Raw genomic sequence first — 12,697 nt, forward strand, 5'->3', positions numbered from 1 at the left:
GCTCCGTACGTCGCCGTACGGAGCCCGGGGTCGGGGGAAGGGGGCCGGGGTGCGGCCCGTGCGTCGGCCTCGGCTCAGCCCCGGGCCTCCTTCGCCAGCAGGTGCCCGCACCGGGTCGCCGCCAGCAGCCGTCTCACGGCCGTGGACGCGGCGGCCAGCACGAGCCGTCTGCCGCCGCGCCGCCAGGCCAGCAGTGCGTTGACGAAGCCCGAGTCGCAGAAGGTGACCCGGGACGCGTCGACCACGAGGCAGGTGTGCCCGAAGGCCGCCGCCGAGGTGAGCAGCGCGCTCAGCGGGGCCGCCGTGAAGTGGTCGATCTCGCCCTGGACGGCGATGGAGAGGGTGCTCCCCTCGGTGCGGCAGGAGGCGACCACGGAGGTGACCCGGGGAGCGGGGGAGTGCTTCTTCGGCAGTATGTGGGAGGGGCTTGCAGTGGTGTTCACGCCGTCTGCAACGAGCCCCGGGCGCCCCCGGGTACTGGCGCCGCTCACGGATCACCCGGCCGCACGAACACGCGGCGGACACCGTGGGGAAACGGATGCCTCGGGCGAGCGGAAGCCCCGGCCGGACGGGGGAGACCGGCCGGGGCGGTTCGGGGGGCGCGGTGAAGGACCCGCGCATAGATGAATAATAAACCATTGCTGGGGGTGTCCGGCCCACCGGGCAAATCGACGCGGTGCGGACTCCGGCGTTCCTCCCGGGGCAGGAGCCCTTTAGTCTGTCGACGGTCCGGAGCCGGTGGAGCGCACCGGCGGAGAATCACGGGGGAGTGGCGGGGCATGGCGGCGCAACGGCGCAAAATGAGGTCCAGCACGGTGGCGCTCGGCAGCATGGGACTGCTCGCACTGGCGCTCACGTCCTGCGGTTCGGAGCCGGACAAGCGGTGCGCGGACCGCAGCACCCGCGAGGTGCGGTCCGACTCCGACTGCGACAGCGGCGGACGCGGCGGCTCGGCCGGCTACTACTACGGCGGCAAGGTCAACAACAGCAAGGTCGAGGGCGGCAGCTTCGACAAGTCCGCGGTGAGCCGGGGCGGCTTCGGCTGCTCGGGCTCGGGCGGCGGCTGACCCCGCCCCGCCGGCACCCCGTCCGTACCGAGCCTTCGCGCCGGTACGAGCTCCTGCTCCGCCCGCGTGGGGTCTCTCCCGGCCGGGACGGCGGCCCCGCAAGCCCGTACGCGTCCATCCGGCCCGACCGCCACCCCAGAGGCACCCCGTGAAACGCCACACCACCGCCCCCCGCCCCGACTGGCAGCGCATCGTCGAGGAACAGGGCGTCATCTACCCCCTGACCCGCTACCCCGACGACACCCTGCGCCCCTACTGGGACGAGAGCGCGTACTACTCCTTCACGCTCCCCGAGGTCGAGGCGCTCGAAGAGGTCGTGGAGGAGCTGCACGCGATGTGCCTGGCCGCCGCCGCGCACATCGTCGCCACCGGCCGCTTCGCCGACCTCGGCATCACCGACCCCGAGCTGGCCCGGCTGGTCGCCGAGTCCTGGCACCGCCGCGCCGAACTGCCCTCCCTGTACGGCCGCTTCGACCTGCGCTACGACGGCACCGGCCCTGCCAAGATGCTGGAGTACAACGCCGACACCCCCACGTCCCTCGTCGAGGCGGCCAGTGCGCAGTGGTTCTGGATGGAGGAGCTGTTCCCCGGCGCCGACCAGTGGAACTCCCTGCACGAGCGCCTGGTCGACGCGTGGAGGACGCAGGCGCGCCTCCTGCCGCCGGGACCGCTGCACTTCGCGCACTCCGACGGCGACGAACTCGGCGAGGACCTGATGACGGTCGCGTACCTGCGCGAGACCGCCGAGCAGGCGGGCCTGCGCACCGAGGCGCTCTCCGTCGAGCAGATCGGCTGGGACCGGCTCTCCGGCCGCTTCGTCGACGAGAAGCTCCGCTTCATCCGCAGCTGCTTCAAGCTCTACCCGTGGGAGTGGCTGGCCACCGACCGGTTCGGCCCGCACGTGCTGTCCACCCTCGACAACGGCGGCGGCACCGGCAGCACCTGCTGGATCGAGCCCGCCTGGAAGATGCTGCTGTCCAACAAGGCCCTCCTCGCCGTCCTCTGGGAGCTCTACCCCGGCCACCCGAACCTGCTCGCCTCCTACCTCGACGGCCCGCGCGAACTGGCGCGGGAGAAGGGGTACGTGGCCAAGCCCCTCCTCGGCCGCGAGGGCGCCGGAGTCACCGTCCACGCGCCGGGCTCCGCGCCGCCCGAGGTCTCCCAGGACCCCGTCTGCTACCAGGAGCTGGCCCCGCTGCCCGACTTCGACGGCAACCGCACGGTGCTCGGCGCATGGGTCGTCGAGGACGAGGCGGCGGGGCTCGGCATCCGGGAGTCGGCGGGGCCGGTCACGGACGAGTACGCCCGCTTCCTGCCCCACGTCATTCTCTGAGGGCCCGCCCCCTTCCGAGGCGCCTCCGCGGGAGCCCTCGCCCTCCGAGCGGCCCCTCGTCCCGCGCGGGCCCCTACTCGCTCAGCACGGCCCGCAGCTGGTCCAGCCCCCAGTCCAGGTCCTCCTTGCTGATCACCAGCGGCGGGGCGAGCCGGATCGTCGACCCGTGGGTGTCCTTGACCAGCACCCCCCGTTCCATCAGCCGCTCGGAGATCTGCCGCCCGGTGCCGCGCGCCGGGTCGATGTCGACCCCGGCCCACAGGCCGCGCCCGCGCACCGCGCGCACCGCGCCGCCGACGAGCAGGTTCAGCTCGCGGTGCAGGTGGTCGCCGAGTTCGGTGGCGCGCTGCTGGTACTCGCCGCTGCGGAGCATCGCGACGACCTCCAGCGCGACCGCGCACGCGAGGGGGTTCCCGCCGAACGTCGACCCGTGCTCGCCCGCCCGGAAGACCCCCAGCACGTCCGCCGACGCGACCACCGCCGACACCGGCACCACCCCGCCGCCGAGGGCCTTGCCGAGCACGTAGACGTCGGGCACCACGCCCTCGTGCTCGCACGCGAAGGTCTTCCCGGTACGGCCGAGCCCCGACTGGATCTCGTCCGCGACGAAGAGCACGTTCCGCTCCCGGGTCACCGCCCGCACGCCCGCCACGTATCCGGGCGGCGGCACGAGCACCCCCGCCTCGCCCTGGATCGGCTCCAGCAGCACGGCCACCGTCTCGTCGGTGATCGCCGCCGTCAGCGCCTCCAGGTCGCCGTACGGGACGATGTCGAAGCCGGGGGTGTACGGGCCGTAATCGGCGCGCGCCTCGGGGTCCGTGGAGAAGCTGACGATGGTGGTCGTACGGCCGTGGAAGTTGTCGGCGGCGACGATGATCCTGGCCCGCCCGTCCGGTACGCCCTTGACCCGGTAGCCCCACTTCCGGGCGGTCTTCACGGCGGTCTCCACGGCCTCCGCGCCGGTGTTCATCGGCAGCACCATGTCCTTGCCGCACAGGGCCGCCAGCTCCGCACAGAACGCGGCGAACCGGTCGTGGTGGAAGGCCCGCGAGGTCAGCGTCACCCGCTCCAGCTGGGCCTTGGCGGCGTCGATGAGGCGGCGGTTGCCGTGGCCGAAGTTGAGCGCCGAGTACCCGGCGAGCATGTCGAGGTAGCGGCGGCCCTCGACGTCGGTCATCCAGGCACCCTCGGCCTCGGCGACGACGACGGGCAGCGGGTGGTAGTTGTGCGCGCTGTGCGCCTCGGCGGAAGCGAGGGCGGCGGCGGTCGTGGCGTCCGTTGTCGACACGTGGGCAACTCCGATCATCGTTGATCGTCAGTGGTCTACCGGGGCGGCCGTCCGGCGAAAGGCGCGGACGGCGCTCCTTTCTATCGTCGGTCGGCGCGGCCGTGCGGAAACCTTGTCGCCGGAGGCAGCCGGGCCGGCCGTGCGCGGGGGCCGGCCCGGTCCGGATTCCCCCACTTGCCCGCCGCTCCCCGGGACGAGTGCCTCTCCCGTACCTGAGAGAATGGCGTACATGGCCTCTCGACCCCGTGTGCTCTCCGGCATCCAGCCCACCGCAGGCTCGTTCCACCTCGGCAACTACCTCGGCGCGGTGCGCCAGTGGGTGGCGCTGCAGGAGACGCACGACGCCTTCTACATGGTGGTGGACCTGCACGCCATCACCGTTCCGCAGGACCCCGCCGCGCTGCGCGCCAACACCCGGCTCGCCGTCGCCCAGCTGCTCGCCGCCGGTCTCGACCCGGACAGGTGCACGCTCTTCGTGCAGAGTCACGTGCCCGAGCACGCCCAGCTCGGCTGGGTGATGAACTGCCTCACCGGCTTCGGCGAGGCCTCCCGGATGACGCAGTTCAAGGACAAGTCCTCGAAGCAGGGTTCCGACCGGACGACGGTCGGCCTGTTCACCTACCCGGTTCTCCAGGTCGCGGACATCCTGCTGTACCAGGCGAACCAGGTCCCGGTCGGCGAGGACCAGCGCCAGCACATCGAGCTGACCCGCGACCTCGCCGAGCGCTTCAACAGCCGTCTCGGCGAGACCTTCACCCTCCCGGAGCCGTACATCCTCAAGGAGACGGGGAAGATCTACGACCTCCAGGACCCGTCGGTCAAGATGAGCAAGTCCGCCTCCACGCCCAAGGGCCTGGTCAACCTGCTCGACGACCCGAAGGTCACCGCGAAGAAGGTCAGGAGCGCGGTCACCGACACCGACACCGTCATCCGCTTCGACCCGGTGGACAAGCCGGGCGTCTCCAACCTCCTGTCCATCTCCTCCACGCTCACCGGCAAGCCGGTCGCCGAGCTGGAGAAGGAGTACGAGGGCAAGATGTACGGCGCGCTGAAGACGGACCTCGCCGAGCAGATGGTCGAGTTCGTCACGCCGTTCCGCAGCCGCACGCAGGGCTACCTCGACGACCCCGAGACGCTGGACTCGATCCTCGCCAAGGGTGCGGAGAAGGCCCGCGCCGTCGCCGCCGAGACCCTCGCCCAGGCGTACGACAGGATCGGCTTCCTGCCCGCCAAGCACTGACCCGCACAGGGACGTGACGCAGGTCCCGCGAGCCCTGGACCTCGGGCTCTGGCCCCGAGGCCCCTGCGCCCGCCACACTGCACCCGTACAGCACCATCGCCCGCAGCCATTCGCCCGCACCGACGACGGAGGAGAACGACGTGGGGACCGTAACGCTCGGCGTTTCGATCGCGGTCCCGGAGCCGTACGGCAGCCTGCTCCAGCAGCGGCGTGCGGCCTTCGGGGACCCGGCCGCCCACGGCATCCCCACGCACGTCACGCTCCTGCCGCCGACCGCGATCGACGCGGACGCGCTGCCGGCCGTGGAGGCGCACCTGGCGGCCCTCGCCGAATCCGTCCGGCCCTTCCCGATGCGGCTGTCCGGCACGGGCACCTTCCGCCCGCTGTCGCCCGTCGTCTTCGTGAAGGTCGTCGAGGGCGCGTCGGCCTGCGCGTGGCTGCAGAAGCGGGTGCGGGACGCCTCGGGGCCGCTGGCGCGCGAGCTCCAGTTCCCGTACCACCCGCACGTCACCGTCGCGCACGGGATCAGCGAGGAGGGCATGGACCGGGCGTACGGGGAACTGGCGGAGTTCGTCGCGCAGTGGTCGTGCACGTCGTTCGCGCTGTACGAGCAGGGCGCGGACGGGGTCTGGCGCAAGCTGTGCGACTACGCGTTCGGCGGGGGAGCGGCGGGCGACCTGCCGCCGCAGGGGCTGCCGCACGACGCGCCGGTGCTGTACTGAGGCGGGGGCCGTACGGAGGCGGGGGCCGGCCGTGTGTCTCTGCGGGTGCGTGGGTGGCTGGTCGCGCAGTTCCCCGCGCCCCTGAGGGGGCGCCTCCTGAGGGGCGCCCTGCGGGGGTTCGGTGGGTGCGTCAGATCGGCAGGCGGCGGAAGAGGGGCCTGGGGACGTGCCGCAGGGCCGACATCACCGCCCGCAGCGTCCCCGGCACCCACACCACCTCCGCGCGCCTGCGCAGCCCCGCCTCGATCGCCGTGGCGACCGCCTCCGGCGTCGTGGCCAGCGGGGCCTCCTGGAGGCCCTCCGTCATCTTCGTCCGTACGAAACCGGGCCTGACGATCATCACGTGCACTCCCGTGCCGACCAGCGCGTCGCCCAGCCCCTGGGTGAACGCGTCCAGGCCCGCCTTGCTCGACCCGTAGATGAAGTTGGCGCGCCGGGCCCGCTCGCCCGCCACCGACGACAGCACGACCAGCGAGCCGTGCCCCTGCCCCTGGAGCGCGTTCGCACACACCAGGCCCGCCGAGACGGCCCCCGTGTAGTTGGTCTGGGCGACCCGCACGGCCGCCATCGGGTCGGCCTCGTCGTTGGCCTGGTCGCCGAGCAGCCCGAAGGCGAGCAGCACCATGTCGATGTCGCCCTCGGCGAAGACCTTCCCCAGCACCTCCTCGTGCGAGGCGGAGTCGAGCGCGTCGAAGGCGACCGTGTGCACGTCCGCGCCGAGCCTGCGGAGCTGTCCGGCGGCGGCCTCCAGCGCGGGGGACGGCCGTCCGGCGAGCCACACCGTGCGGGCGCGGCGGGCGACGAGACGGCGGGCGGTGGCGAGTCCGATCTCGGACGTGCCGCCGAGGACGAGCAGGGACTGCGGGGTGCCGAAGGCGTCCTTCATGACTGCGTACTCCTTGGGTGGGGTGCTGGCGGGGCGGGCGTGCCGCGGGGCCGTCGGGCTAGAGGGCGAGGCGCCGGGACAGGTCCGAGGTGAAGACCCCGTGGGGGTCCAGCTCGGCGCGCAGGGAACGGAACCGGTCGATCTGCGGGTACATCGCGGCGAGCGTCTCGGGCCGCACCCGCGAGTCCTTCGCCAGGTACAGCCGTCCGCCCGCCGCGGCCACCTCCTCGTCGAGTTCGTCGAGGAAGACGCCCAGGCGCGGCAGGCCCGCCGGGATGTCGAGGGCCAGCGTCCACCCGGGCACCGGGAAGGACAGCCACCCGGAGTCCCCCCGTCCGAACCGCTTCAGGACCGCCAGGAACGACGGGCAGCCGCGCCGCGAGATCCGCATGACGATCCGCCGCAACGCCTCCTCCTGCCCGTACGGCACCACGAACTGGTACTGGACGAAGCCGCCGCGCCCGTAGATCCGGTTCCAGTGCGGCACCCCGTCCAGCGGGTGGAAGAACGTGGAGATCTTCTGGAGTTCACCGGTCCTGGCCCGGGGCGCCCGCCGGTACCAAAGCTCGTTGAACAGGCTCACCGACCGCTTCCCCAGCAGCCCTTCCGGTACGAAGGCGGGCGCGGCAGGCAGCTGCCCCGGCCGGAACACCAGGGGGTGGCGGGCGGCCCGGGGCGGCAGCACGTCCAGCGGGGCGTGGTCGCCGCGCGTCAGCACCGAGCGCCCCGTCGCCGCACCCTTGGCGAGCAGGTCGATCCAGGCGACGGAGTACCGGTAGAGGTGGTCGGTCTCGGTCAGCCGTGTCATCAAGTCGTCGAGGTCCGTGGCCCGCTCGGTGTCGACCGACATCAACGAGGTTTCCACGCGCAGGAGTTGGATCGTCGCCGAGAGGATGACCCCGGTCAGGCCCATGCCGCCGGCCGTCGCGTCGAAGAGGTCCGTGCCCGGCAGGACCGTCCGGGCCTGCCCGTCCGCCGTCAGCAGCTGCAGCGACCGCACGTGCCGGGCGAAGCCGCCGGACACGTGGTGGTTCTTGCCGTGGATGTCCGCGCCGATCGCCCCGCCCACCGTGACGTACCGCGTGCCGGGCGTCACCGGCACGAACCAGCCCAGCGGCAGCAGCACTTCCATCAGCCGGTGCAGGCTCACCCCCGCGTCGCACACCACCATTCCGGTGTCCGCGTCGACGGTGCGGATGCGGTCGAGACCCGTCATGTCGAGCACCGAGCCGCCCGCGTTCTGCGCGGCGTCGCCGTACGCCCGCCCCAGGCCCCGGGCGATCGAGCCGCGGGTCCCGCAGCCGCGCACCGCCGCCGCCGCTTCCTCGTACGTACGGGGCCGGACCACCAGGGCGGTCGTCGGGGCGGTGCGTCCCCAACCGGTCACGGAGGCGAAGTCGTCGACGGAGAGCGCGGTGATGAAGTCAGGCATGGCGTGACGGTATCCGGAGAAATGCCGCTTTTCGCCGAGTTGGACCCTGTTTCGGCGGAACGGGTGGTTGATTGGGGTGTCAATCCGGAATGTCATGAATATTTGCTTTTTGTAGACAAGAGTCACCCCTGACGTGCGCCCCCCGGCCACGCCCACCCGATCCGAGGGATGACAGATGCGAGAAGTGGACCACCGCTTGCTGTCCGCGATGCGCGACTGCGGAACGGACCCCAAGGTGGCCGCCGCCGCGCGTGCGCTCTCCTTCAGCGGCGAACACGGCGCGCTGTGGCTCGCCGCCGGGCTGACCGGCGCGGCCCTCGACCGCGACCGGCGGGCGGCCTGGCTGCGCGGTACGGCACTGATCGCCGCGGCTCAGGCGGCGAGCATGGGCGTCAAGCGCACCGTGCGCCGGCCCCGTCCCCGGCTCGCCGCCCATCAGCCGTTGGTGAAGACCCTCGGGCGGCACTCCTTCCCCTCCTCGCACGCCGCCTCGGCCGCTGCCGCCGCCGTCGCCCTCGGCACTCTGAGCCCCGTCGCCCGGCGGGTCGTGCCACCGCTGGCCGCCGCGATGTGCGTCTCCCGGCTGGTCGTCGGCGTCCACTACCCGAGCGACGTCGCCGCCGGTGCGCTGCTCGGCGGACTGACCGCGGGCCTCGGAGCCACATGGCTGGCCGCGGGACGGGGGGCCACCGGTGCCTGAGCCGACCGTCGCCCCCCTCCTGGAGAAGCAGCAGGACCACCAGGACCACCAGGACCGCCACGACAAGCAGCAGGACCGTCGCCCGGAGGCGTCCGCCGCCGCCCTGCCCCCGCAGCGCCGCGCCCTGCGCCCGCTCGCCCTCCCGCTGGGACTGCTGCGCACCGCGCGCCCCCGACAGTGGATCAAGAACGGTCTTGTCCTCGCCGCGCCCGCCGCCGCCGGTGAGCTCTTCTCCGCCCACGCCGCCGTACAACTCGCCCTGGTGTTCGTCCTGTTCACGGCTGCCGCGTCCGCCGTCTACCTGATCAACGACGCCCTCGACGCCGAGGCCGACCGCGCGCACCCCACCAAGTGCCGCCGCCCGGTCGCCGCCGGCCAGGTACCCGTGCCGGTCGCCCACGCCACCGGTGCCGTCCTGGCCGTCGCGACCCCCACGGCCGCGGCCCTCCTGTGCAACCCGCTCACGGCGGCCCTCCTCACCTGTTACGTCGTCATGCAGATGGCGTACTGCCTGCGCCTCAAGCACGTCCTGGTCGTGGACCTCGTCGTCGTCACGGCCGGATTCCTGATGCGCGCGATGATCGGCGGCATCGCCCTCGGCATCCCGCTCTCCCGCTGGTTCCTGATCACCACCGGCTTCGGCGCGCTGTTCATGGTCTCGGCGAAGCGCTACTCCGAAGCCGTGCAGCTGGCCGACAGCGCCCACAAGGGCAGCACCCGTGCCCTGCTCAGCGAATACACCACCGGATACCTGCGCTTCGTCTGGCAGTTGGCGGCCGGCGTCTCGGTCCTCGGCTACTGCCTCTGGGCCCTGGAGCGCGGCAGCGTGGACGACGGCGCCCTGCTGCCCTGGCGCGAGATCTCCATGATCGGCTTCATCGCCGGAGTGCTCAGATACGCGGTCTTCGCCGACCGGGGCACCGCGGGCGCCCCCGAGGACGTCGTCCTGAGCGACCGGGGACTCCAGCTCATCGGCCTCCTCTGGACGGCGCTGTACGCACTGGCGGTCGCCGGCCTGTGACGACCCGCGAGAAACAGGAGCCGGCCCGATGCCCCGCAGCACACCCGACTGGTCCGAACTGCGCTCCTTCGCCGCCGTCGGCGGCTGCGCCTACCTCGTCGACCTCGCCCTCTTCGTCTGGTTCCGCGGCCCCCTGGACTGGGACCCGCTCGCCGCGAAGGCCGTCGCCTTCCTCGCCGGATGCACGGTCGCGTACGCGGGCAACGCCCTGGGCACGTACCGGCACAGCACCGCCGGGGACCGGGCGGCCGGGACCTCCCGCCTCCGCCGGTACGGCGTCTTCCTCGCCGTCAACGCGGCGGGCGCGGCCGTCCAGTTGACGTGCCTCGCCGTCTCCCACCACGGCCTCGGCCTGACGTCCCCCCGCGCCGACGCGCTCTCCGGGTCCGTCATCGGCATGGCCCTCGCGACCTGCCTCCGTTTCTGGGGTACGAGAACCCTGGTTTTCCGTACACACCGACAGGCAGGTACATAAGGGACATGGACTGGCTGAAGAATCTCCCCGTCATCGGGCCGCTCGTCACGCGCCTGATGGGCACGCACGCCTGGCGCACGTACGAGACCCTCGACCGGGCGCACTGGAGCAGGCTCGCCGCCGCGGTCACCTTCATCAGCTTCCTGGCCCTCTTCCCCCTGATCACCGTCGCCGCGGCGGTCGGCGCGGCCTTCCTCTCCGAGCAGCAGATCCGCGACCTCAAGAGCAGCATCGCCGAACAGGTCCCGGGCATCTCCGACCAGCTCGACATCGACGCGCTCATCGCCAACGCGGGCACGGTCGGCCTCGTCGCGGGCGCGCTGCTGCTGTTCACCGGTATCGGCTGGGTCGGCTCGATGCGCGAATGCCTGCGCGCGGTATGGCAGTTGGACGACGCCGACACCGGCAACCCGATCGTGCGCAAGGCCAAGGACGCCCTCGTGCTGCTGGGCCTGGGGGGCACCGGCCTGGGCTCGCTGCTGGCCTCCACCGTCGGCTCGACCGCGGTCGGCTGGACCGCCCGCACCCTCGACATCCCGGAGAGCGGCGCAGGCGGCGTACTGCTGCGGATCGCCGCCCTGCTGGTGGCCGTCGCCGCCGACTTCCTGCTCCTCCTCTACGTCCTCACCCTCCTGCCCGGCGTCCACCCCGAACGCCACCGCCTGATCACCGCCGCCCTCATCGGCGCGGTCGGCTTCGAACTCCTGAAGATGCTGCTCGGCGGTTACATGAGCGGAGTGGCGTCCAAGAGCATGTACGGCGCCTTCGGCGTGCCCGTCGCCCTGCTGCTGTGGATCAATTTCACCGCCAAACTGATGCTGTGCTGCGCCGCCTGGACGGCGGCGCCGCACGCCTCGGAGGAGAAGCCCGCCGTCAGCGTCGGGGCGCCCGACGCGCCAGGGCGGGCACCGGCCACCGCCGATTGACCAGGAACACTGCTCCCGCCAGCACCAGGAGCACCCCGCCCGCCACCGCGAGCGCGATCCCCATCCCACTGGAACCGTCCTCGGCGGATGCCAGCTCGACCGGGGCCGGGCTCTTGGCCGCCTTGCCGGACGGAGGTGCGTTCTTCCCGGAGCGGAGGTCCGCGGACCTCGGCGGGACCAGCTCGCCCACCGGCTTGACCTTCCCCGCCGCCGCGAAACCCCAGTCGAACAGCCGGGCCGTCTCGTTGTAGACGGCCTGCCTCTCGTGGGACTGCGGGTTCATCACCGTCACCAGCAGGACACGGTCGCGGTTCTGGGCGACTCCGGTGAAGGTGGAGCCGGCGTGCGTGGTGGTGCCGTTCTTGACGCCCGCGATGCCCGGGTACGGGTCGACGTCGGCCCCCTCCCCGGTCAGCAGCCGGTTGGTGGACTGGATCTCGAAGTCCTCGCGCTTCCCGTCCTTCATCCCGCCGGGGAACCGGGCGCGCACCGTGGAGGCGTATTCCCGGAAGTCCTTCTTCTGCATGCCCGAGCGGGCGATCAGCGTGAGGTCGTAGGCGCTGCTCACCTGCCCCGGCGCGTCGTACCCGTCGGGCGAGACGACCTTCGTGTCGACGGCCTGGAGCTCGCGCGCGTGCGCGTTCATGTCCCCGACGGTCTTCGCCGGCCCGCCGTTCATCGCCGTGAGCACGTGCACGGCGTCGTTCCCCGAACGGAGGAACACTCCCAGCCACAGGTCGTGCACCTTGTAGGTGTGGTTCTCCTTCACCCCTACCTTGCTGCTCCCCGAACCGACCCCCGTCAGCTCCTCCGGCTTCACCGTGTGGACCTGGTCCTTGGGCAGCCGGGGCAGCACCGTGTCCGCGAACAGCATCTTCAGCGTGGACGCCGGGGCGAGACGCCAGTGCGCGTTGTGCGCGGCCAGCACCTGCCCGCTCTCCGCGTCCGCGACGATCCACGACCGCCCCGACAGCGCCTTGGGCAGCACGGGAACCCCGGGCGCCAGGTTCACCTGGGTACCGGGCAGCCCCAGCCGCTCCCCGCCCACCGTCGACATGACGGGCGGCGGCTTCGGCTTGTCGTCCGACGCCGGCTTCCTGCCGTCGGCATGAGCGGCCGTCACCGGAACGGCGATCGTGGGCAGCAGCAGGGCGGCGGAGGCGACCGCGAGCGCGGTCCGTTTCACGGCAGACACGGACGAGAACGTACAGGGCGCACACGTCGAACCCGTCAGCGCGGTACGGACCCGCCGCAACAGCCGCCGGGACAGCCCAAGCCCTCCCGCCCCGCCCGTCCCACGGGCCGCCGCCCCCCGTGGCAAGGGGAGGAGGCCGGACGGCGATACTGGCCCCATGAAGCTCAACCGCTCCTTGTCCTGGTTCCTGCTCGCCTTCGGCGTGTGGAGCTGGTTCATCTGGGTCACCTTCGTCAAAAACCTGATCAAGGACGGGAGCGGCCTCGCCTTCGACGACGCCGGTGACCCGACCGGGTACTTCTGGGTCCACCTGCTGCTCGCAGTGACGTCCTTTCTTCTGGGGACGGGCATCGGTGTGATCGGGTTCCGTTCGGTGCGCACGTTGCGCCGCGAAAAGGCGTAGGGGATTCCG

14 protein-coding genes are annotated in these 12,697 nt (G+C 72.2%); 9 read left to right on the plus strand and 5 right to left on the minus strand.

The features are described from left to right. Positions 1–74: 74 nt before the first annotated feature. A complete protein-coding gene (locus HNQ79_RS07355) occupies positions 75–443 on the minus strand; it encodes an STAS domain-containing protein (protein WP_185028199.1) in 369 nt (122 codons plus the stop codon). Between the two features lie 336 nt (positions 444–779). On the opposite strand from HNQ79_RS07355, the gene HNQ79_RS07360 reads away from it, so the two are divergent. Then, complete coding sequence (locus HNQ79_RS07360; RefSeq protein ID WP_185028201.1) at positions 780–1,067, plus strand: hypothetical protein; 288 nt, start codon at positions 780–782, stop codon at positions 1,065–1,067. A 148-nt stretch (positions 1,068–1,215) separates the two neighbouring features. Then, positions 1,216–2,400 carry a glutathionylspermidine synthase family protein gene (locus HNQ79_RS07365; protein WP_185028203.1) on the plus strand — a complete coding sequence of 395 codons (1,185 nt, stop codon included), beginning with the start codon at positions 1,216–1,218 and terminating at the stop codon, positions 2,398–2,400. Positions 2,401–2,473: 73 nt separating this feature from the next. Here the strand turns inward: HNQ79_RS07365 and rocD are convergent, their stop codons facing one another. Continuing rightward, the gene (gene rocD / locus HNQ79_RS07370; RefSeq protein WP_185028205.1) at positions 2,474–3,688 is read right to left on the minus strand and encodes an ornithine--oxo-acid transaminase; all 1,215 of its coding nucleotides are present in this window, start codon (positions 3,686–3,688) and stop codon (positions 2,474–2,476) included. Positions 3,689–3,917: 229 nt separating this feature from the next. Here rocD and trpS point away from each other — a divergent pair, with 229 nt between their 5' ends. Continuing rightward, positions 3,918–4,928 (plus strand): tryptophan--tRNA ligase, encoded by a 1,011-nt coding sequence (gene trpS, locus HNQ79_RS07375; RefSeq protein ID WP_185028207.1) that lies wholly within the window; start codon positions 3,918–3,920, stop codon positions 4,926–4,928. A 140-nt stretch (positions 4,929–5,068) separates the two neighbouring features. Continuing rightward, entirely contained in the window at positions 5,069–5,650 is a 582-nt protein-coding gene (locus HNQ79_RS07380) for a 2'-5' RNA ligase family protein (RefSeq protein ID WP_185028209.1), read from the plus strand. Between the two features lie 130 nt (positions 5,651–5,780). Here HNQ79_RS07380 and dprE2 read toward each other — a convergent pair whose 3' ends face one another. Both dprE2 and dprE1 read right to left on the minus strand, forming a co-directional pair. Next, the gene (gene dprE2, locus HNQ79_RS07385; RefSeq protein ID WP_185028211.1) at positions 5,781–6,536 is read right to left on the minus strand and encodes a decaprenylphospho-beta-D-erythro-pentofuranosid-2-ulose 2-reductase; all 756 of its coding nucleotides are present in this window, start codon (positions 6,534–6,536) and stop codon (positions 5,781–5,783) included. 58 nt (positions 6,537–6,594) lie between these two features. Continuing rightward, positions 6,595–7,968 (minus strand): decaprenylphosphoryl-beta-D-ribose oxidase, encoded by a 1,374-nt coding sequence (dprE1, locus tag HNQ79_RS07390; RefSeq protein WP_185028214.1) that lies wholly within the window; start codon positions 7,966–7,968, stop codon positions 6,595–6,597. 175 nt (positions 7,969–8,143) lie between these two features. On the opposite strand from dprE1, the gene HNQ79_RS07395 reads away from it, so the two are divergent. From HNQ79_RS07395 to HNQ79_RS07410, 4 genes are all read left to right on the plus strand, one after another. Continuing rightward, complete coding sequence (locus tag HNQ79_RS07395) at positions 8,144–8,668, plus strand: phosphatase PAP2 family protein (RefSeq protein WP_185028216.1); 525 nt, start codon at positions 8,144–8,146, stop codon at positions 8,666–8,668. Between the two features lie 103 nt (positions 8,669–8,771). Continuing rightward, positions 8,772–9,689, plus strand: a complete 918-nt coding sequence (locus tag HNQ79_RS07400; RefSeq protein ID WP_229923359.1) for a decaprenyl-phosphate phosphoribosyltransferase — start codon at positions 8,772–8,774, stop codon at positions 9,687–9,689. A 28-nt stretch (positions 9,690–9,717) separates the two neighbouring features. After that, complete coding sequence (locus HNQ79_RS07405) at positions 9,718–10,164, plus strand: GtrA family protein (protein WP_185028217.1); 447 nt, start codon at positions 9,718–9,720, stop codon at positions 10,162–10,164. A gap of 5 nt (positions 10,165–10,169) precedes the next feature. Further along, a complete protein-coding gene (locus HNQ79_RS07410; RefSeq protein WP_185028219.1) occupies positions 10,170–11,090 on the plus strand; it encodes a YihY/virulence factor BrkB family protein in 921 nt (306 codons plus the stop codon). On the opposite strand, the gene HNQ79_RS07415 is transcribed toward HNQ79_RS07410, so the two are convergent. Then, positions 11,038–12,285: a D-alanyl-D-alanine carboxypeptidase family protein gene (locus HNQ79_RS07415; RefSeq protein WP_373312510.1), complete on the minus strand. Its 1,248-nt coding sequence runs from the start codon at positions 12,283–12,285 to the stop codon at positions 11,038–11,040. The genes HNQ79_RS07410 and HNQ79_RS07415 overlap by 53 nt on opposite strands. A 157-nt stretch (positions 12,286–12,442) precedes the next feature. On the opposite strand from HNQ79_RS07415, the gene HNQ79_RS33500 reads away from it, so the two are divergent. Further along, positions 12,443–12,688 carry an SCO4848 family membrane protein gene (locus tag HNQ79_RS33500; protein ID WP_229923337.1) on the plus strand — a complete coding sequence of 82 codons (246 nt, stop codon included), beginning with the start codon at positions 12,443–12,445 and terminating at the stop codon, positions 12,686–12,688. Positions 12,689–12,697: the final 9 nt, after the last annotated feature.

The sequence above is a fragment of the Streptomyces candidus genome (genome assembly GCF_014207445.1).
Lineage (GTDB): Bacteria > Actinomycetota > Actinomycetes > Streptomycetales > Streptomycetaceae > Streptomyces > Streptomyces candidus.